General features: G+C 66.5%; 17 protein-coding genes. 10 read left to right on the forward strand and 7 right to left on the reverse strand.

The features are described from left to right. Positions 1 to 25: 25 nt before the first annotated feature. A complete protein-coding gene (locus IE243_RS00670) occupies positions 26 to 1,279 on the reverse strand; it encodes an MFS transporter (protein ID WP_191317426.1) in 1,254 nt (417 codons plus the stop codon). Between the two features lie 353 nt (positions 1,280 to 1,632). Next, complete coding sequence (locus tag IE243_RS00675; protein ID WP_191317879.1) at positions 1,633 to 2,493, reverse strand: dienelactone hydrolase family protein; 861 nt, start codon at positions 2,491 to 2,493, stop codon at positions 1,633 to 1,635. Between the two features lie 476 nt (positions 2,494 to 2,969). On the opposite strand from IE243_RS00675, the gene ettA reads away from it, so the two are divergent. Beyond that, a complete protein-coding gene (ettA, locus tag IE243_RS00680; RefSeq protein ID WP_191317427.1) occupies positions 2,970 to 4,622 on the forward strand; it encodes an energy-dependent translational throttle protein EttA in 1,653 nt (550 codons plus the stop codon). Between the two features lie 65 nt (positions 4,623 to 4,687). Here ettA and IE243_RS00685 read toward each other — a convergent pair whose 3' ends face one another. Next, the gene (locus tag IE243_RS00685) at positions 4,688 to 5,224 is read right to left on the reverse strand and encodes a PaaI family thioesterase (RefSeq protein WP_308432007.1); all 537 of its coding nucleotides are present in this window, start codon (positions 5,222 to 5,224) and stop codon (positions 4,688 to 4,690) included. Positions 5,225 to 5,310: 86 nt separating this feature from the next. Here IE243_RS00685 and IE243_RS00690 point away from each other — a divergent pair, with 86 nt between their 5' ends. Continuing rightward, entirely contained in the window at positions 5,311 to 6,003 is a 693-nt protein-coding gene (locus IE243_RS00690; protein ID WP_191317428.1) for a helix-turn-helix transcriptional regulator, read from the forward strand. A 69-nt stretch (positions 6,004 to 6,072) separates the two neighbouring features. Here the strand turns inward: IE243_RS00690 and IE243_RS00695 are convergent, their stop codons facing one another. Then, positions 6,073 to 6,639, reverse strand: a complete 567-nt coding sequence (locus IE243_RS00695) for a hypothetical protein (RefSeq protein ID WP_191317429.1) — start codon at positions 6,637 to 6,639, stop codon at positions 6,073 to 6,075. 90 nt (positions 6,640 to 6,729) lie between these two features. Between IE243_RS00695 and IE243_RS00700 the strand changes: the two genes are divergently transcribed. Genes IE243_RS00700 through IE243_RS00710 form a run of 3 tightly spaced genes read left to right on the forward strand, consistent with a single transcriptional unit; the run spans position 6,730 to position 9,533 of the window. Further along, the gene (locus tag IE243_RS00700; RefSeq protein ID WP_244642566.1) at positions 6,730 to 8,022 is read left to right on the forward strand and encodes a lytic murein transglycosylase; all 1,293 of its coding nucleotides are present in this window, start codon (positions 6,730 to 6,732) and stop codon (positions 8,020 to 8,022) included. Further along, on the forward strand, positions 8,019 to 8,816 hold the full coding sequence (gene tam, locus IE243_RS00705) for a trans-aconitate 2-methyltransferase (RefSeq protein WP_191317430.1): 798 nt from the start codon (positions 8,019 to 8,021) through the stop codon (positions 8,814 to 8,816). Before IE243_RS00700 ends, tam begins: the two co-directional genes overlap by 4 nt. A gap of 12 nt (positions 8,817 to 8,828) precedes the next feature. Beyond that, positions 8,829 to 9,533, forward strand: coding sequence for a DUF1345 domain-containing protein (locus IE243_RS00710; RefSeq protein ID WP_191317431.1), 705 nt, complete (start codon positions 8,829 to 8,831; stop codon positions 9,531 to 9,533). A 212-nt stretch (positions 9,534 to 9,745) separates the two neighbouring features. On the opposite strand, the gene IE243_RS00715 is transcribed toward IE243_RS00710, so the two are convergent. Beyond that, positions 9,746 to 11,089, reverse strand: a complete 1,344-nt coding sequence (locus IE243_RS00715; protein WP_191317432.1) for a sugar porter family MFS transporter — start codon at positions 11,087 to 11,089, stop codon at positions 9,746 to 9,748. Between the two features lie 203 nt (positions 11,090 to 11,292). Between IE243_RS00715 and IE243_RS00720 the strand changes: the two genes are divergently transcribed. The 3 genes from IE243_RS00720 (at position 11,293) to IE243_RS00730 (ending at position 13,570) form a co-directional block, all read left to right on the forward strand. Continuing rightward, entirely contained in the window at positions 11,293 to 11,739 is a 447-nt protein-coding gene (locus tag IE243_RS00720; protein WP_191317433.1) for a PaaI family thioesterase, read from the forward strand. 146 nt (positions 11,740 to 11,885) lie between these two features. Continuing rightward, entirely contained in the window at positions 11,886 to 12,812 is a 927-nt protein-coding gene (locus IE243_RS00725) for an ABC transporter ATP-binding protein (protein ID WP_191317434.1), read from the forward strand. After that, positions 12,809 to 13,570 carry an ABC transporter permease gene (locus tag IE243_RS00730; protein WP_191317435.1) on the forward strand — a complete coding sequence of 254 codons (762 nt, stop codon included), beginning with the start codon at positions 12,809 to 12,811 and terminating at the stop codon, positions 13,568 to 13,570. The genes IE243_RS00725 and IE243_RS00730 overlap by 4 nt, the downstream gene beginning before the upstream one ends. Positions 13,571 to 13,583: 13 nt before the next feature. Here IE243_RS00730 and IE243_RS00735 read toward each other — a convergent pair whose 3' ends face one another. Next, the gene (locus tag IE243_RS00735; RefSeq protein ID WP_191317436.1) at positions 13,584 to 14,270 is read right to left on the reverse strand and encodes a GntR family transcriptional regulator; all 687 of its coding nucleotides are present in this window, start codon (positions 14,268 to 14,270) and stop codon (positions 13,584 to 13,586) included. A gap of 32 nt (positions 14,271 to 14,302) precedes the next feature. On the opposite strand from IE243_RS00735, the gene IE243_RS00740 reads away from it, so the two are divergent. Then, a complete protein-coding gene (locus IE243_RS00740) occupies positions 14,303 to 14,569 on the forward strand; it encodes a DUF1272 domain-containing protein (protein ID WP_191317437.1) in 267 nt (88 codons plus the stop codon). 40 nt (positions 14,570 to 14,609) lie between these two features. On the opposite strand, the gene IE243_RS00745 is transcribed toward IE243_RS00740, so the two are convergent. Further along, positions 14,610 to 15,923 carry an acyl-CoA dehydrogenase family protein gene (locus IE243_RS00745; protein WP_191317438.1) on the reverse strand — a complete coding sequence of 438 codons (1,314 nt, stop codon included), beginning with the start codon at positions 15,921 to 15,923 and terminating at the stop codon, positions 14,610 to 14,612. A gap of 573 nt (positions 15,924 to 16,496) precedes the next feature. Here IE243_RS00745 and IE243_RS00750 point away from each other — a divergent pair. Continuing rightward, on the forward strand, positions 16,497 to 16,817 hold the full coding sequence (locus IE243_RS00750; protein ID WP_191317439.1) for a hypothetical protein: 321 nt from the start codon (positions 16,497 to 16,499) through the stop codon (positions 16,815 to 16,817). Positions 16,818 to 16,883: the final 66 nt, after the last annotated feature.

Consider the following 16,883-nt stretch of genomic DNA (forward strand, 5'->3'; position numbering starts at 1 on the left):
TCCGCGCTGCTCGCCGGGCGCTCCGTCAGGCGGCCGGATGGGGCTCCGGCATCAGGCTGACGAGCAGGGCCGAGAGCAGCCCCAGCACGCCGGCGATGGCGATGGGAACCGTATAGCTCTGGGTGAGGTCAAAGGCGTATCCCGCCAGCGGCGGCCCCAGCAGCGAGCCAAGGGCGGCGGCGGTGTAGCTGACGCCGATGACGCCGCTGGCGTTGCGGGGGCCGAACACATCGACCAGCAGCGCGGGCGCCAAAGCGACATAGCCGCCGTAGCACAGGCCGAACACCAGGGCGAAAACGGCGAGGCCGATGGCGCTGCTGGCGAAAATCCACCAGCCCATCATCAGGCCGAGACCCAGGAACATCAACGCCAGCGAGCGCCGGCGGCCCATGCGGTCGGCGACGCCGCCGATCAGGAAGCGCCCGGCCGTGGAGCCGATGCCGATGAGCGCGAACAGGGTCACGGCGGTCGACGGGTCGACGCCCCTGTCCTGGGCTGACGGCGTCAGGTGGACGAAGGGGATGAACAGGCCCACCGAGGCCAGCACCGAGGCGAGGTAAAAGATGCGGAACTGGGATGAGCGGACGGTTTCGCCGAGACTCATGCCGGGGAGTTCGTGGCGCGAGGGCAGGGGGCCATGCAGCAGCTTGCCGTCCGGCGCCATGCCGCGCTTTTCAGGCGCGTTGTCGACGAACAGCGCCGCCGCCCCGCCGGCCAGCACGACGAACAGGCCAAGAATGGTGTAGGCGCCGCGCCAGCCCACGTTCGTCACCAGATACTCGGCGACCTTGGGCATGATCAGCGTGCCGAGGCCGATGCCGGACACGGCGATGCCGGAGGCGAAGCCGCGCCGAACCAGGAACCAGCGCTGCACGGCGCTGACCGCCGGCACGTAGGAAAAGCCGATGCCGAGGCCAACGCCGAGGCCGATGGCCAGCGCCACCATGGCGATGGATGTGGCCATGCCGGCGAACATCAGGCTGAAGCCGACAAGCGCGATGCCGCCGAGCACCACCGGGCGGGCGCCCAGCCTGTCGGTGAGCGGGCCGCTGACGACGCCAATGGCGAAATACAGCGCCACGGCGCCGGAAAACACCCAGGACAAGGCGGCGCGGCTGGCGGAAAAGTCCTGCTGCAAGGCATTGAAAAAGGCCGGGAAGGCGTAGAGGCCGCCAAGGCCGCAGAACATGACGACAAAGGCGGCGGCCACTACGATCCAGCCGCGTCGGGCCGAGGCTGCGAGCAGGGCGGTTTCGGAGGTTTCTGTTGTGGATGTCATGGGCGGGGCTCCTGGGACGTTGCGTCCGCAGACGGGGAACAGCCCCGTTGCCGCACGCCTGGCTGGTGTGATTGCTGTCGTGCGCTCATGACGCTCCCGTTCGTTGCCTCTTGAACCGGGCTTTGCCCTGTTTTTGCCTTGACGCCGGTTTCACGGGCGATTTGCCGGTTGTAACAGGGCCTGCCAGCCGCGCCAGAGGCCGGCCATGTCCTCGCCGGGGTCTGCTGGCGGCCCGATGCGGGTTTCGCACATATCGCCCCAAAGCCGGCGCCGGGGCGATTACCCCGCAGGTAACGGCCAGACGCATCCAGCCGTCCGTCCCCGCAGTTCCCGGCTCGCGGCGCCAGCGCCGGTCACGCCGCGCCGTGCTTTTTGAAAAACGCCAGCATCAGTTTCCAGCCAGCCTCCGCCGGTTCCTTGCGCCAGGTCGGCCGGTAATCGGCGTGGAAGGCGTGCGGCGCGTCGGGGAAGATCTCCAGCTCCACCGTCTTGCCGGCCGCCTGCGCCTTTTTCTTCAGCTCCTCGACGCTGGCGACCGGAATGCCGGTGTCGGCGCCGCCATACAGGCCGAGCACCGGCGCCTTCAGCTCGCCGGCCACGTCCAGCGCTGTCTTTGGCTGGATCGGCGACGTTTGCCCGCCCACCGGACCATACCAGGCGACCCCGGCCTTCAACGCCGGATTGTGGGCGGCGTACAGCCAGACGGCGCGCCCGCCGCGGCAGAAGCCGGTGACGGCAAGTCGTTGCGCGTCGCCCTTGTGCTGCGCCGCCCAGGCCGCTGTCGCATCCAGATCGGACATCACCTCCGCGTCCGGCGTTTTCGCGATGAAATCGCGCAGCAGCGCCTGGACGTCAGTGACCCTGGAGATGTCGCCGCGCCGGGCGTAAAGCTCCGGCGCGACCGCCAGATAGCCGGCTTTGGCCAGCCGGCGGCAAACGTCCTTGATATATTCGTGCACGCCGAAGATTTCTTCGATCACCAGCACGATGGGGAAGGGGCCGGCGCCTTCGGGCATGGCCCGGTAGGCCGGGATGTCGCCGTCCTTCACCGGGATTTTGACCTCGCCGGCCACCAGACCGTCGGCGGGTGTTTTCACCGGTGGATTGGCCTGGGCGTGGGCCGTGGCCATGGTGAAGCCGCTCATCAGCGCCGTCATCACCACGAAGCCCCGGCGGGAGAGCTGCTCCGGCAGCAGGCCATCGAGGCCCAGCATGCCCGCTTTCGGCGACCGGTCGCCCGTCTCCGCGCTCATCTGCGTTCCTCCTGCGATTGTCGTGAACTGGCGCTTGTGACCAGCCATCGGCCGCGTCGCCCTGTTGTCCGGGCTTCCCGCAACAGCAGTGCATGTCCGCCGGCCGGATGCAAAGGAAGAATGTCGCGCCAGAAGCCTGTCTTGTGCGGGGCCGGAGCGCCTGTCGACCAGACGAAAACCGCCCGTCGACCAGAATTCGCCCGAAACAGGACAAGCCGGAGCGGCGTCCGTTCCGGCTTGTCCTGAACGACTCCGGGTCCGCTATCGGCCGCCCAGGTCGGGAAGACGTCGGAAACGCGCCAAAACGCCGCCAGAATCCCGCCGCGCCTTGCGATTGGGGGGGACGACCGTTAGATAGGCGGTAGCTTTCCCGAACCGCGCCGGCCGTGCGCCGGCCCAGTCCCTTCAGCGCCCCTTCAGGGGGTGGAGCCGAGTTTATGTCACGTCAGTTCATCTATCACATGCGGGGCCTGACCAAGGCTTATTCGAACGGCAAGAAGGTGTTGGAGAACATCAACCTGTCGTTCTACCCCGACGCCAAGATCGGCGTGCTGGGCGTCAACGGCGCCGGTAAATCGACCCTGCTCAAGATCATGGCGGGCATCGACAAGGACTGGACCGGCGACGGCTGGGTCGCAGAGGGCGCCCGCGTCGGCTACCTCTCCCAGGAGCCGTGGCTCGATCCGGACAAGACCGTGCGTGAAAACGTGCTCGACGGCGTGGCGGCGAAGAAGGCGATCCTCGATCGCTACAATGAACTCGCCATGAACTATTCGGACGAGACCGCCGATGAAATGACCGAGTTGCAGGACCAGATCGAGGCTCTGGGGCTGTGGGATCTGGACAGCCAGGTCGACCAGGCCATGGAAGCGCTCGGCTGCCCGCCGGACGACTGGAACGTGGAGAAGCTCTCCGGCGGCGAGCGTCGCCGCGTCGCCCTGTGCCGCCTGCTGCTGGAGCAGCCCGAACTGCTGCTGCTCGACGAGCCGACCAACCACCTCGACGCCGAAACGGTGAACTGGCTGGAAGGCCATCTGCGCACCTATCCGGGCGCCATCCTGATCGTCACCCACGATCGTTACTTCCTCGACAATGTCACCGGCTGGATTCTGGAGCTGGATCGCGGTCGCGGCATCCCTTACGAGGGCAACTATTCCTCCTGGCTGGAACAGAAGCAGAAGCGCCTGAAGCAGGAAGGTCGCGAGGAAGAATCGCGCCAGCGCGCCCTGGATCGCGAGCGCGAGTGGATCAGCGCCTCGCCGAAGGCCCGCCAGACCAAGAGCAAGGCGCGCATCCAGCGTTATGAGGAGCTGCTGGCCAAGCAGGACGAGAAGTCGCCGTCCACGGCCCAGATCATCATCCCGGTGGCCGAGCGCCTCGGCAACAAGGTCATCGAGTTCGAGGGCATCAAGAAGGGCTTCGGCGACAAGATGCTGATCGACGATCTGTCGTTCAAGCTGCCGCCGGGCGGCATCGTCGGCGTCATCGGTCCCAACGGCGCCGGCAAGTCGACGCTGTTCCGCATGATCGCCGGCGCCGAGCAGCCCGACGAAGGCAAGATCACCATCGCGGACGCCGTGCAGCTTGGCTATGTCGACCAGTCGCGCGACGCCCTGGATGACAACAAGACGGTGTGGGAAGAGATTTCCGAAGGCAACGAGGTGATTTACCTCGGCAAGAAGGAAATCAACTCGCGCGCCTATTGCGGCGCCTTCAACTTCAAGGGCGGCGACCAGCAGAAGAAGGTCGGCATGCTCTCGGGCGGCGAGCGCAACCGCGTGCATCTCGCCCGCATTCTGAAGTCCGGCGCCAACGTGCTGCTGCTCGACGAGCCGACCAACGACCTCGACATCGACACGCTGCGCGCGCTGGAAGAGGCGCTGGAAGACTACGCCGGCTGCGCCGTGGTCATCAGCCACGATCGCATGTTCCTCGATCGCATCGCCACCCACATGCTCGCCTTCGAGGGCGACAGCCATGTCGAGTGGTTCGAAGGCAACTTCCAGGACTACGAAAACGACAAGAAGCGCCGCCTCGGCGCCGACTCGGTGATGCCGAAGCGCATCCAGTACAAGAAGTTCTCGCGCTGAGCGCGGAACTTTCACGGTGATGGAGCGGGGCGCGGCTGCGCCCCGTTTTCGTTTGCGGGAGCCGTTCAGGCCTTGACGGGCAGGGGCGCCAGGCGCGCGCTGGCCGAGGCCTGGACAAGCAGACGTCCATCGGCTGCGAACAGACGCCCTTCCATGAAGGCGACGGTGCGCCCGCACGACAAAACGCGGGCTTCCGCCGCCAGTGGGCCGGGCGCCGCCGGGGCCAGGTAATGGACCGCCATGCTGATGGTCGCGCCGAAGCGCGCGCCGCCCGTGTGGATGAGAATGGCCGGCCCCATGGCGTCGTCGAGCATGGCGGCGAGCATGCCGCCCTGAATCATGCCGGCCGGGTTGCGAAAATCGGCCCGCCCGTCGAAAGCGACGCGGATGCGGCCGGCCGGACCATCGGCGCGCAGCAGCCGCCAGCCCAGCAACAGGGCGCAGGGCGGCGCCGGCATGCGCGAGACGATGGCGAGCGCAGCGCGGGTCGGGGCGTCATCGACCGGCTCCATGTTCCGCAAGTTTTCGTTTTGCCAGTGTTCGTTTTGCCAGTATTCGTCGCGCCCGTTGTAATCCCGTGGCGTCTGAAATCCCGTTTCCATGTCATGCTCCCTGATGGCGCATTGTCGCCGCCAGGAGGCATGAATAAGCTCAGGCTACTGACAGCGTGGCGTCAGGAGTTTCGCCAATGCGACGGGCCGACCGCCTGCTTGAACTGACCGGATATCTGCAGGAGGGCGGCGTGGTCACCGCCGCGACGCTGGCGGCGCGTCTCGAGGTCTCGGTGCGCACCGTTTACCGGGATATCGCCGCCCTTCAGGCGCAGGGTTATCCGGTCGATGGCGAAGCGGGCTCCGGCTATCTGTTGCGGGCGCCGGTGCGGCTGGCCCCGCTTGCCTTCAGCCATGACCAGCTTGAAGCGCTGGCGCTGGGGCTGGCCTACGTGGAGCAGGTGGGCGACGCCGCGTTGCGCCTCGCGGCGCGCGACGCCCGGGTCAAGATCGATCTCACCTGGTGTGAGGATGACCCGGGCCGGCGGCTGGGCGCCCGCCCCATGCGCGCCGTGCAGCGGCCTGAACGGCGGGCGCCGACCTGGACGGCCGACCTGCGACGGGCCGTGCGGCAGCGGCGGACGGTCGAATTTGACTATATGGCCGCCTCTGGCGCCGCCAGCCGGCGCATGGTGCGGCCGCTTGCCCTGAGCGCCTTCTCCGATGGCTGGCTGCTGGCTGCCTGGTGCGAGATGCGCGGCGCCCACCGGCTGTTCCGGCTCGACCGGATCAGCGCCCTGATCGTCGGCGAGCGGGAGTTCCCGGACGAGCCAGACAAAGGCCTGGCCGCCTGGCTTGCCGGGCGGGAAGATCGACCGCCGCGGCTGTGATTGCCGCTATCGCATTTGCACGAAAAGTGGCTCCACTTTTCCCGGAAATGTTCTGGATGGCCTCTGCGTTCAGGGTTTTGGCGCGGGATCAGGCGCTGGCGGCTTCTGCGCGTCCGGTTGCGCCGCCTGCGGGTCATAAACCTGCCAGTACTCCTTGACGAAGCCACGTTTGTCGACAGAGCGCACGGCGCCTGAAACGATCGGCTCCGGGCCCTCGCAGCGCCAGGCGAAAATTGTGTCCCGGCCGGTCGCCCAACTGGGCACGTCCACGGCGCTGGGGTTCTCATGGCAATACTGGCGGGCTTCGGGTGAGGGCACCACCTGGGTGTCTGCCCGCCCGCAAAAGCGCCTGCCGCCAGCGATGCAAACCATGATCTTGCCGTCCATGCAGCGCCAGACGGCGCGCACCGGCTCATGCTCGGGCAGGGTGACGCCAAGCTTTTTCGCCGCCTGCTCCAGCATGTCCGGCGGAACGGCGTTGATCATGTTGTTGTCGCCGGCGGAACGGCAATAGGCGAGCGCATCCTCAACCGGTCCGGCGGCGGCCGGACCGGCCCAGGTCGCGCAGGCGCCGCCCGCGGCGAGGAACGCCGCCAGGCCTGCCAGTTTCCATTCTGTCGAAAAGAAATGTTTCATCTGTCCGCGACCATATTCCGTCACCGGTAATATAGTCACTCCCCGGCGCACAGGGCAGCGCTGGCGGGCATGGTTCTGCGGAAAGGGTGAATGATGGCGCGCGGCGCGGGATGGAAGCGCGGGATGGGGCTGGCCATGTTGCTGGCGACGGTGCTGGCGGGCGAGGCCAGCGCCCAGGGAGCCCGTGCGGAAACCGGGGGGCCTGGCGGTCGGCCGGCCAGCGGCGATTTTGCCGGCTTCCTCTCCGCCATGCGGCCGAAAGCGCTGGCGCTGGGCGTTTCGGCGGCGACCTGGGAGCGGGAGACCGCCGGTCTGACGCCTGACCTCTCCCTGCCCAATCTTGATCGCGGCCCCCGCAAGCCTTCACACGCCGGTCAGCGCGAGTTCAGCGCCACGCCGGCGCAATATCTCTCCGACCAGGCCATGGCGGCGACTGCGGCGAAAGGCGCGGGGCTGGCCGCGCGCTACCGGCCGCAACTGGCGGCTATCGAACAGCGCTTCGGCGTGCCGGGCCAGGTGGCGCTGGCCATTTTCGGTCGCGAGACCGGCTATGGCGCCAATACTGGCAAATACGACGGGTTGCGCACCCTCGCCACCCAAGCGTGGACCGGCCGCCGCCGCGAGACATTTGCCCAGGAATTCCTGTATGCGCTGAAGATGCTGGACGATGGCGTCGTCAGCCGCCCGGCGATGAAAAGCTCATGGGCAGGGGCCATGGGGCTGACCCAGATGCTGCCGTCGCAATACTACCGCTATGGCGTCGATCTGGATGGGGGCGGCCGGGCTGATATCTGGACCTCGGTTCCAGACGCTTTGGCCTCCATCGCCAATCACCTGCGCGGCGAAGGCTGGCGCCCCGGGGAACGCTGGGCTTATGAGGTCGCGCCGCCAGCGCGGGCGGACTGCACCATGGCTGATCCGGATGCGCCGCGCCCGTGGTCGCAATGGGCGGCCGCCGGCTACCGGCCGGAGAATGGGCCCGCGCCGGCGCGTGGGACGCAACTGGCGCTGCTGTTGCCGGCTGGCGTGTATGGCCCTGGCTTTCTCGTCGGGCCGAACTACTTCGTGCTCAAGGCGTACAATTTCTCTGATCTTTACGTGTTGTATGTGGGCCATCTGGCCGACCGCATCGCCGGCGGCGGGCCGTTCGCCACCGCCTGGGGCAAGGTCGCGCAGCCCTCGGCGGCGCAACTGGCGGCCATGCAGCGCGAGCTGACCCGCCTTGGCCTGTATCGTGAGAAGATCGATGGGTTCGCCGGCATGAAAACCCGCCTTGCCGTCGGCGCCTTTCAGAAGGCCCATGGCCTCGGCGTGGATTGCTGGCCGACGCCCGAGACGCTGAAAGCCATTTCCGCCGCCGCAAAACAGGGAGCGACTCCATGACCGCATGGAACCCGGCGCAATATCTGAAATTCGAGGACGAGCGCACCCGGGCGGCGCGCGATCTGCTCGCCAGGGTTCCCGGGCACGGCTACGGCCCGGGCGGCGACGCCGCGCCGGCGCGGCTTTTCGATTTGGGGTGCGGTCCCGGAAATTCGACCGGGCTGCTGGCCGACCGTTTTCCGGAGGCGATGCTGGAAGGGCTGGATTCCTCGGCCGACATGCTGGATGAGGCGCGCCGGCGCCTGCCGCAGGTCAGCTTTGCCGCGGCGGATCTCGCGACCTGGACGCCGCCGGAGGACGCGGATCTGCTGTTCGCCAACGCCGTGTTCCAGTGGGTGCCGGGACACCTGACCGCCATGGCCCGCATTCTCGCCGCTCTTTCCAGCGGCGCGGTGCTGGCGGTGCAGATGCCGGACAATCTGGAGCAGCCATCGCACCGTCTGATGCGCGAGATCGCCCAGGAGGCGCCGTTCTCCAGCAAGCTCGCCGGGGCAATCATCCTGCGCCGGCCGCTGGAGCCGGTGGGCGCCTGCTATGACGCGTTGAGCGGGCTGTGCAGCGATCTCGATATCTGGGGCGTCACTTACCACCATCGCATGGCCAGCCCGGCCAGCATTACCCAATGGGTGATGGGCACGGGCCTGCGCCCGTTCCTTGAGCCGCTGGACGCGAACGAGCGCGCCTGGTTCCTGGAAACCTATACCCAGGCGGTGAGTGAGGCCTATCCACCCCAGCGCGATGGAACCACGTTACTGCCGTTTCCGCGCCGGTTCATCGTGGCGCGGCGGGCCTGAGCGGAGCAACCCATGACGGACGGCGGCCATCGGCATCACCACGGTCTGGCGCAGCGTATGGTCCGCATCGTCCGGGGGCGGGCGCGCACTTTTTTCGCGTTCCTGATGATGGCCGCCACATGGCCGGCGACAGGCTGGGCTCCCTGGGGCGACGCCCTGTCCGCGCCGGCGCGGCTGCTGGTCTCCTGGAATGTTGGCGCGGTGCTCTGGCTGGTGCTGGCGGTGGTGATGATGATGCGTTCCGACGCCGCCCGCATGCGGCGGCGCGCGGCGGAGCAGGATGATGGCGCCGCCATTATCCTGCTGGTCTCATGCATCGCCGCGAGCGCCTGCCTGGTGGCCATCGCCTCGGTGCTCGGCAACGCGCCGCACCTGCCGGCCGCGCCCAGATCCTGGCATATCGGCCTTGGGGTGCTGACCATCTTCAGCGCCTGGACGTTCATGCACGTCGCGTTCACGCTGCATTACGCCCACGCCTGGTATGAGCCGGATGGCGAGGGATTGCTGTTTCCCGATCACGAGAAGTCGCCGGATTATTTCGATTTCGCCTATTTCGCCCTGACGATCGGCGTCGCGTGCCAGACATCGGACGTTTGCGTGGCCGGCAGGCGCATGCGGCGACTGGTGACCGGGCACTCGGTCCTCGCCTTTTTCTTCAATACGGCCGTGCTGGCGCTCGGCGTGAACGTCGCCGCCAGCGTGGTGGGCGGCGGTTAGAGCATTTTCGGTGAAAACCAGCTCCCTTCAAATGCCCCATCTCTTTCATTTAACCCAGTTTTTCACGAAAGGCGGGCTCCAGTTTTCTTGAAAATGCTCTGCAGCAAGGGTTTTGCGGCGCAGGGATGCGTCAGCCGCCCCCCGCGCCCGTCAGGCTGCACGGGGCGCGGCGGCTCCCTCAGGGGGATGCGCCGCGCCGTTCCCGGGCCGCGTCAGGCGGCGCGCGCCAGATCGCGGAAGCGTTCTCCTGACGACAGCTGCGCCTCGATGTCCTCCAGTGAGGCGCCTGAGGTTTCCGGCACCAGCGCCCAGGTAAACGCCACCCCGACGAGACAGGCGATGGCGAAACCGGCGAAGACGCCCGCCAGGCCGATGCCCCCGAGCAGGGCCGGAAAAGCAAACACCACCAGCGCATTGAACGTCCAGTTGGCGATGGAGGCGAGCCCCATGCCGAGCGGTCGCACGTCAATCGGGAAGATTTCCGCCATCATCAGCCAGGGCAGCGGCCCGATCGAGATGGCGAAGGCGGCGATGTAGGCCAGCAGGCCGGCGAAGGCCACCGCGTTGAGCCACGGGCTGTCGCTGGCCGCGGCGCAGGCGATCACGGTGAGGCTGAGGGCCGCGCCGACAAAGCCGATGTAAAGCATGCGACGCCTGCCGATCCTGTCGATCAGCGCCATCGACACCAGGGTCATCGCCACATTGACCACGCCAATGCCGATGGTGGCCAGGAGCTGGGCGCCGTGGCTGTCGAAGCCGGCCTCGCGAAACACCAGGGGCGCATAATAGATCACCGCGTTGATGCCGCTCAGTTGCTGCAACACGAACAGGCCGACGGCGACGATGGTGGCGGGAAGGACGCGGCGGGAGAACAGCGCCGACCAGCGGGCGGCTCGCGGCGTCGCGGCGATGGAGCGCCGGATTGCCTGCAGTTCCGCGTTTGCCTGGCCGGCAAGACCATTCTGGATCAGGGCCGCGTGCGCATCCTCCGTGCGTCCGCGCAGCATCAGCCAGCGGGGCGTGTCATGCATGGTCGTCATGGCGGCGGCGAGAACGACGCCCGGCGCCATGCCGATGGCGAACATGGTGCGCCAGCTGCCTTCAAGCCCATAGCCAGCGATATAGGCGCCAAGGATGCCGAGGGTGATCGCCAACTGGTAGAACGACACCAGCATGCCGCGATGCCGGGCCGGCGCGTTTTCCGAAATGTAGAGCGGAGCCGCCACGGCCGCCAGACCAATGGCCAGGCCAATCGCCAGCCGCGCGGTTGTCAGCGACGTGCAGTCCCAGGCCAGTGACGAAACCGCCGCGCCGGCGGAAAACAGGATTCCCGCGAGAATCAGGGCGCCGCGTCGCCCGTAGCGGTCAGCGAGCCACCCCCCGGCCAGCGAACCAAACAGGGCGCCGAATGGCACCGCCGCGGTCATGCACCCCTCCAGCAGGGGCGAAACCGTGAATTCATGGCGGAGCCCGCTTAGCGCCCCCGCAATAACGCCTTCGTCATATCCAAATAGAAAGCCGGAAATTCCGGCGATAATTGCGACAATATACGGCATGTTGCCCCATTCATAATAATTGTCACTAACAATTCATAATATTTTGTAATATATTACATGATTAATTCATAAGCGTTGCATGCGACCTGGGTCAAGCGTCGCATGCGCCCGCGCCGCCAGAGGGACAGGCGCGCGGGCGCGGCGGGCATTGACCGCGCGGAAGCGGCGGGGCATGGGGAGGAAACAACAGACAGGAAACGCCCGTGACCGAGCAGGAAATTCTTCAGACCTTCCGCAATAACGTGAATCCGTGCCTGCGCACCCTTGGCGGCGGCATTGCCGGTTTCGATGTGGGAACTGACACCACAACCATGGAATGGACCGCCACCCGGGATCACTGCCACTCGGTGGTCGGGCATCCGCGCGGCGGCGTCGTGCAGGGCGGCATCGTCACCGGCTGGATCGACGCGGCCATGGCCCACGCCTGCATCGCCAAATCGCGCTTCACCGTTGTCGTGCCCAGCCTCGAGATCAAGGTGAGCTTCCTGCTCGCCGCCCATCCCGGCAAATATCGCTCCACCGGCTGGATTACCCGCTGGGGCAAGTCGATCGCCTTCCTGGAGGGCGAGCTGCGCGACATGGACGGCGAACTCATCGCCCGCGCCAGCTCCACCGCCGCGCTGCGGCCGCTGAAGCCCCCGGAGGCGTGACGCTCGCCGCGTTCCTCCTCACCCGCGTCATGGATGGACTGTTCCGGTCATGACGGTTGGGGGGCGGCCGGACGCGGGGCCCCGGCATGGCAGGGGTGCAAAAATATTTCCTGTAACAGATGGGCGGGCGCCGTATACAGGCGGCCATGTCGACGATTCTGTCCATCTCCGATCTTTCGAAGACCTACAAGGGCGGTTTCACCGCCCTGCATCCGCTCAGTCTCGATATTGAGCGGGGCGAGATCTTCGCCCTGCTCGGGCCCAATGGCGCCGGCAAGACGACGCTGATCTCGATCATCTGCGGACTGGTCAACGCCTCCACTGGTCGGGTGGCGGTCGATGGCCACGACAGCATCGCCGGATTCCGCCGGGCGCGGGAGCAGATCGGCCTGGTGCCGCAGGAACTGGCCACCGAGTCGTTCGAAACCGTCTGGGCCACCGTCAGCTTCAGCCGCGGCCTGTTTGGCAAACCGCCCAATCCGGCGCTGATCGAGAAGCTGCTGCGCGACCTGTCCCTGTGGGACAAGAAGGACAACAAGATCCTGACGTTGAGCGGCGGCATGAAGCGGCGCGTGATGATCGCCAAGGCGCTGTCGCATGAGCCGCGCATCCTGTTCCTCGATGAGCCGACCGCCGGCGTCGACGTCGACCTGCGCCGCGACATGTGGCGACTGGTGCGCCGCCTGAAGGAATCTGGCGTCACCATCATTCTCACCACCCACTACATCGAGGAAGCCGAGGAGATGGCCGACCGCATTGGCGTCATCAATCGCGGCCGCCTGATGCTGGTGGAGGAAAAGGACGCCCTGATGCGCAAGCTGGGGCGCAAGCAGGTGACCGTGACCCTGGCCTCGCAACTGGCGGCGCTGCCGCCGCGGCTGGCGGAGCGCGGCGCGCGCCTCGGCGACGACGGCAGGGCGCTCACCTGGATCTATGAGCCGGCGCGGGTGCAGGCGGGCATGCCCGGCCTGCTGGCCGATATCGCCGCCGAAGGGTTGACTGTCGCCGACATCGACACGCGGCGCAGCTCGCTCGAGGATATTTTTGTCGACCTGGTGAAGGGCGCCCAATGAACCTGCGCGCAATCGCGGCGATCTATCGCTATGAAATGGACCGGACGCGCCGCACCATTCTGCAGAGCGTTGTGGCGCCGGTGATTTCGACCGCCCTGTATTTCGTGGTGTTCGGGGCCGCCATCGGCGGCCACATGGGCGCGGTCAATGGCGTGCCATACGGCGCCTTCATCGTGCCGGGCCTGATGATGATGTCGCTGCTGACGCAGAGCATCTCCAACGCGTCGTTCGGCATCTATTTTCCGCGCTTCGTCGGCACGTTCTATGAGCAGCTCTCGGCCCCCATTTCGGTGGTCGAGATCGTCGCCGCCTATGTGGGCGCGGCGGCGACAAAATCGGTGATTCTTGGCCTGATTATCCTGGCCACCGCTGCGCTCTTCACGCCGCTGACCGTGCAGCATCCGTTCTGGATGCTGGGCTTCCTGGTGCTCACCGCCGTCACCTTCAGCCTGTTCGGCTTCGCCATCGGCATCTGGGCCGACAATTTCGAAAAGCTGCAGCTGATGCCGATGCTGGTGGTGACGCCGCTGGCGTTCCTTGGCGGCAGTTTCTATTCCATCGACATGCTGCCGCCATTCTGGCGTTCGGTGTCGCTGTTCAATCCGGTGGTTTACCTGATCAGCGGCTTCCGCTGGAGTTTCTTCGGAACCTCGGACGTCAACATCGTCGTCAGCCTTTTGATGACGCTTGGCTTCATGGCCGCCTGCCTCGCCGTCATCGGCTGGATGTTCCGCACCGGCTACCGTCTGAAGGCCTGACGCATGACGGGAGTCAGGCTTCGGGCCGGCTCTCGTGCATGACGTCGATCATGCGGCGGAAGTGCTGCTGGGTGACGGCGCGGGCGTTTTGCGCGTCGCCGGCGAGAACGGCGCGGGCGATCACGGCGTAGTCCTGGTGCCGCAGTTCGTCGTAACGCGCCACCTGGACGCGGAACTGGATGCGCAGCAGATGCGACTGCACCCGCGGCATGACGCGGGCCAGTTCGGCGTTGTTGGCGAGGTCGACCAGCGCGCCATAGAAGCGGTCACGCGCCAGGGCGTAACCCGGCGTGAGCGCGGCGTGATCAAAGGCGGCGAGCTGGTTCGCCGCCGCTTCCAGACGCGCGGCCCCCGCGGCGTCGCTGGCGGCGCGGCGCGCGGCTCCGGCGGCGGCCAGGCCGACAAGCGCTTCCAGCAATTCCAGCAGATCGATGGCTTCTCGCCACGCCAGCTTGCGGATGGCGGCGCCGCGCCCCGGCGACAGGGTGACGATGCCTTCGGCGGCGAGGCGGCTGAGGGTTTCGCGCACCGGGCCGCGACTGACGCCATATTCCGCCGTCAGATCGGCTTCCACCAGCCGCTGCCCTGGCGCGTAGCGACCTTCATAGAGGCCGCGCACGATGGCGCTGAACAGGCTCTCACGAAAGCCGGCGGCGGTATGTGCGGCGGGTGCGCCGGTATGTGACGGTGCGTTTGCCATGTAGGATGTCAGCGTGCTGATGGAGGAGCCCAATGCTGGAGCTGCGCCCCAATTGCGAATGCTGCGACCGCGACCTGCCGCCGTCCAGCCCCGATGCGCGGATTTGTTCGTTCGAATGTACGTTTTGCGCCAGTTGCGCGGACCAGACGCTGGGCGGGGTTTGCCCCAATTGCGGCGGCGGGCTTGTCGCCCGTCCCATCCGTCCGGCGCATCTGTTGCCACGGGCGCCGGCGTCGACACAGCGCGTCGTCAAGCCGGCGGGCTGTGCGCCCGCCAGCAGGTCAGGGACGGCGCCCTGACGGGTGGCCCGGCGCGGTGGGCGCCGGGCGCTGTCGCGGTTTACTCGGCCCAGTCGGCCGGGCGCGGCCACAGGCCGGCGTCAGCGAACTCCTGGGCCTCCTGGCGGGTGAAGCCAAGGCCGCGGCCGCCGGTGACGTCCGGATCGGTGTTGCGGTGGCGCTTCAGCTCCAGACGGGCGATCTGGTTGCGATGCACCTCGTCCGGGCCGTCGGCCAGACGCAGGGCGCGGGCCAGCGAGTAGCAGACGGTGAGGTAGTGGTCGTTGTTGGTGCCGCCGCCGCCAAAGACCTGGATGGCCCAGTCGACGATCTTGCAGGCCATGTTCGGAGCCGCCACCTTGATCATGGCGATTTCCTGCTTGGCTTCCTTGTTGCCGACCGTGTCCATCATATACGCGGCCTTCATGGTCAGCAGGCGGCACTGCTCGATCATGATGCGGGCCTCGGCAATGCGCTCCAGGGTGACGGTCTGCTCGGAAACCGGCTTGCCGAAAGCGACGCGGGCGTCGGCGCGCCGGCACATGCGCTCCAGGATGCGCTCGCTCATGCCGATCAGGCGCATGCAGTGGTGAATGCGGCCCGGGCCAAGGCGTCCCTGGGCGATCTCAAAGCCACGGCCTTCGCCAAGCAGCATGTTCGAGACCGGCACGCGGACGTTGTCGAACCACACTTCCGACGCGCGGTCGGGCACGCCATAGAAGCCGAACACCGGCAGCGGGCGGATGACCTTCACGCCAGGGGTGTTCTTCGGCACGAGGATCTGCGACTGGATCGAATGCGCGCTGGCGCCCGGCTCGAAGTTGCTGCGCCCCATGACGATGAAGATCTTGCAGCGCGGGTCAGTGCCGCCGGTGGTGTACCACTTGCGGCCGTTCAGCACGTATTCGTCGCCATCGCGGCGGATTTCGAGCTGGACGTTGGTGGCGTCGGAGGAGGCGACGTCGGCTTCGGTCATGCAGAAGGCCGAGCGGATCTCGCCCGCCAGCAACGGCTCCAGCCACCGCTTCTGCTGCTCTGGCGTGCCATAGCGGACCAGAACTTCCATGTTGCCGGTGTCAGGCGCGCTACAGTTGAATATTTCCGGGGCCATGACCGAGCGGCCCATGATCTCGCACAGCGTGGCGTACTGCTGGTTGTTGAGGCCGGCGCCGCGCGGATCATCCGGCAGGAACAGGTTCCACAGCCCTTCGGCCTTTGCGATCTTCTTCAGTTCCTCAACGACAGGGATCACCCGCCACGGACCGAGCTTCTCGCCTTCCGTGTAATAGCGCTGCTCGTTGGGGTAGATGTGCTTCGCCATGAAATCCTTCAGGCGGGCCTGAAGTTCGGCGAGCTGGGTTTCGGTCACGGCCACGGTGCTCTCCTCCTGTTGTCCGTGTTTTGTAGCGCAGGATTGTCCTACAATTAAGTCGGGCAATTTGTCGCCCCATGGAGGACCGGTCCGCTGCCGGGCGGGACGGGGGGCGGAAAATCACGGAAATGTCATTGAGGGGAGTGTGGCTTCGCGGCAATGGCCGCGATGGATTGCGCCTGCCCGCCGCCGGCCCCGTTTGAGCATCCCCCATCAGCCAAATGGTTGATGAAAAGTAAATCTGGCCAGTCGTCCGCCCCCTGGCGGCGACGGCGGGGCGTCGTCATGGGTGGATGGCTCCAATTCTCTCCCGGCAGGCGCGTGGTTCATATATGGCGACAATGCAGCTGAATCGTGAAAGTCAGCGAAATATTTTGCCTGATTTTTGTATTTCGAAAAATTATTTGTAAATTTCCATAAACAATTATGTTTCGACTACCTATGTGATGCGGCCGTTGATGTAATGGAGGCTTGATCGTGGCTGTTCTTCATACGAACTGAAGCGAACCTGCATTGACAAGTGGCCCGGGATATTGTTTGCGGAGGTATCGAATTTATTTTTTAACGGGGAAGCGCATGTCGTCATTTCGTTGGTCTCTCGCCGCTGCGGCCGTTGGCGTCGCTGCGATGCTGGCTGGCTGTCAGAGCGCCCAGGAATCGGCGGTGACCGCCGAGATGACCTGCCGCCAGACGGGTCTGCGCCCTGGCACCGCCACCTATGACCGCTGCGTCGCGGCTGCTTATGACCAGAGCCGTCGCCAGTCCGACCAGGCCGCCACCGCCGTCGCCGTTGGCGCGGCCGCCGGCGTCGTGGGCGGCGCCATTCTCGGCGCCAACTCCGGTCCCCGTTATGGCTACTACGGCTACCGCCGTTGCAACGCCTGGGGCTGCTGGTAAGCATCTCCCGCCGCTCCACGCCGGAGCGGCCCCGGTTTGACAGGCCCCGCCTTCCCCTGGAAGGCG

Source organism: Camelimonas fluminis, from assembly GCF_014656355.1.
Lineage (GTDB): Bacteria > Pseudomonadota > Alphaproteobacteria > Rhizobiales > Beijerinckiaceae > Camelimonas > Camelimonas fluminis.

What these genes read in the sequence shown, in the direction of transcription:
- IE243_RS00670 (WP_191317426.1), bottom strand. Translation starts at nt 1,279, where the DNA reads ATGACATCCACAACAGAAACCTCCGAAACCGCCCTGCTCGCAGCCTCG.
- IE243_RS00675 (WP_191317879.1), bottom strand. Translation starts at nt 2,493, where the DNA reads ATGCTGGGCCTCGATGGCCTGCTGCCGGAGCAGCTCTCCCGCCGGGGC.
- ettA (WP_191317427.1), top strand. Translation starts at nt 2,970, where the DNA reads ATGTCACGTCAGTTCATCTATCACATGCGGGGCCTGACCAAGGCTTAT.
- IE243_RS00685 (WP_308432007.1), bottom strand. Translation starts at nt 5,224, where the DNA reads ATGGAAACGGGATTTCAGACGCCACGGGATTACAACGGGCGCGACGAA.
- IE243_RS00690 (WP_191317428.1), top strand. Translation starts at nt 5,311, where the DNA reads ATGCGACGGGCCGACCGCCTGCTTGAACTGACCGGATATCTGCAGGAG.
- IE243_RS00695 (WP_191317429.1), bottom strand. Translation starts at nt 6,639, where the DNA reads ATGAAACATTTCTTTTCGACAGAATGGAAACTGGCAGGCCTGGCGGCG.
- IE243_RS00700 (WP_244642566.1), top strand. Translation starts at nt 6,730, where the DNA reads ATGATGGCGCGCGGCGCGGGATGGAAGCGCGGGATGGGGCTGGCCATG.
- tam (WP_191317430.1), top strand. Translation starts at nt 8,019, where the DNA reads ATGACCGCATGGAACCCGGCGCAATATCTGAAATTCGAGGACGAGCGC.
- IE243_RS00710 (WP_191317431.1), top strand. Translation starts at nt 8,829, where the DNA reads ATGACGGACGGCGGCCATCGGCATCACCACGGTCTGGCGCAGCGTATG.
- IE243_RS00715 (WP_191317432.1), bottom strand. Translation starts at nt 11,089, where the DNA reads ATGCCGTATATTGTCGCAATTATCGCCGGAATTTCCGGCTTTCTATTT.
- IE243_RS00725 (WP_191317434.1), top strand. Translation starts at nt 11,886, where the DNA reads ATGTCGACGATTCTGTCCATCTCCGATCTTTCGAAGACCTACAAGGGC.
- IE243_RS00730 (WP_191317435.1), top strand. Translation starts at nt 12,809, where the DNA reads ATGAACCTGCGCGCAATCGCGGCGATCTATCGCTATGAAATGGACCGG.
- IE243_RS00735 (WP_191317436.1), bottom strand. Translation starts at nt 14,270, where the DNA reads ATGGCAAACGCACCGTCACATACCGGCGCACCCGCCGCACATACCGCC.
- IE243_RS00740 (WP_191317437.1), top strand. Translation starts at nt 14,303, where the DNA reads ATGCTGGAGCTGCGCCCCAATTGCGAATGCTGCGACCGCGACCTGCCG.
- IE243_RS00750 (WP_191317439.1), top strand. Translation starts at nt 16,497, where the DNA reads ATGTCGTCATTTCGTTGGTCTCTCGCCGCTGCGGCCGTTGGCGTCGCT.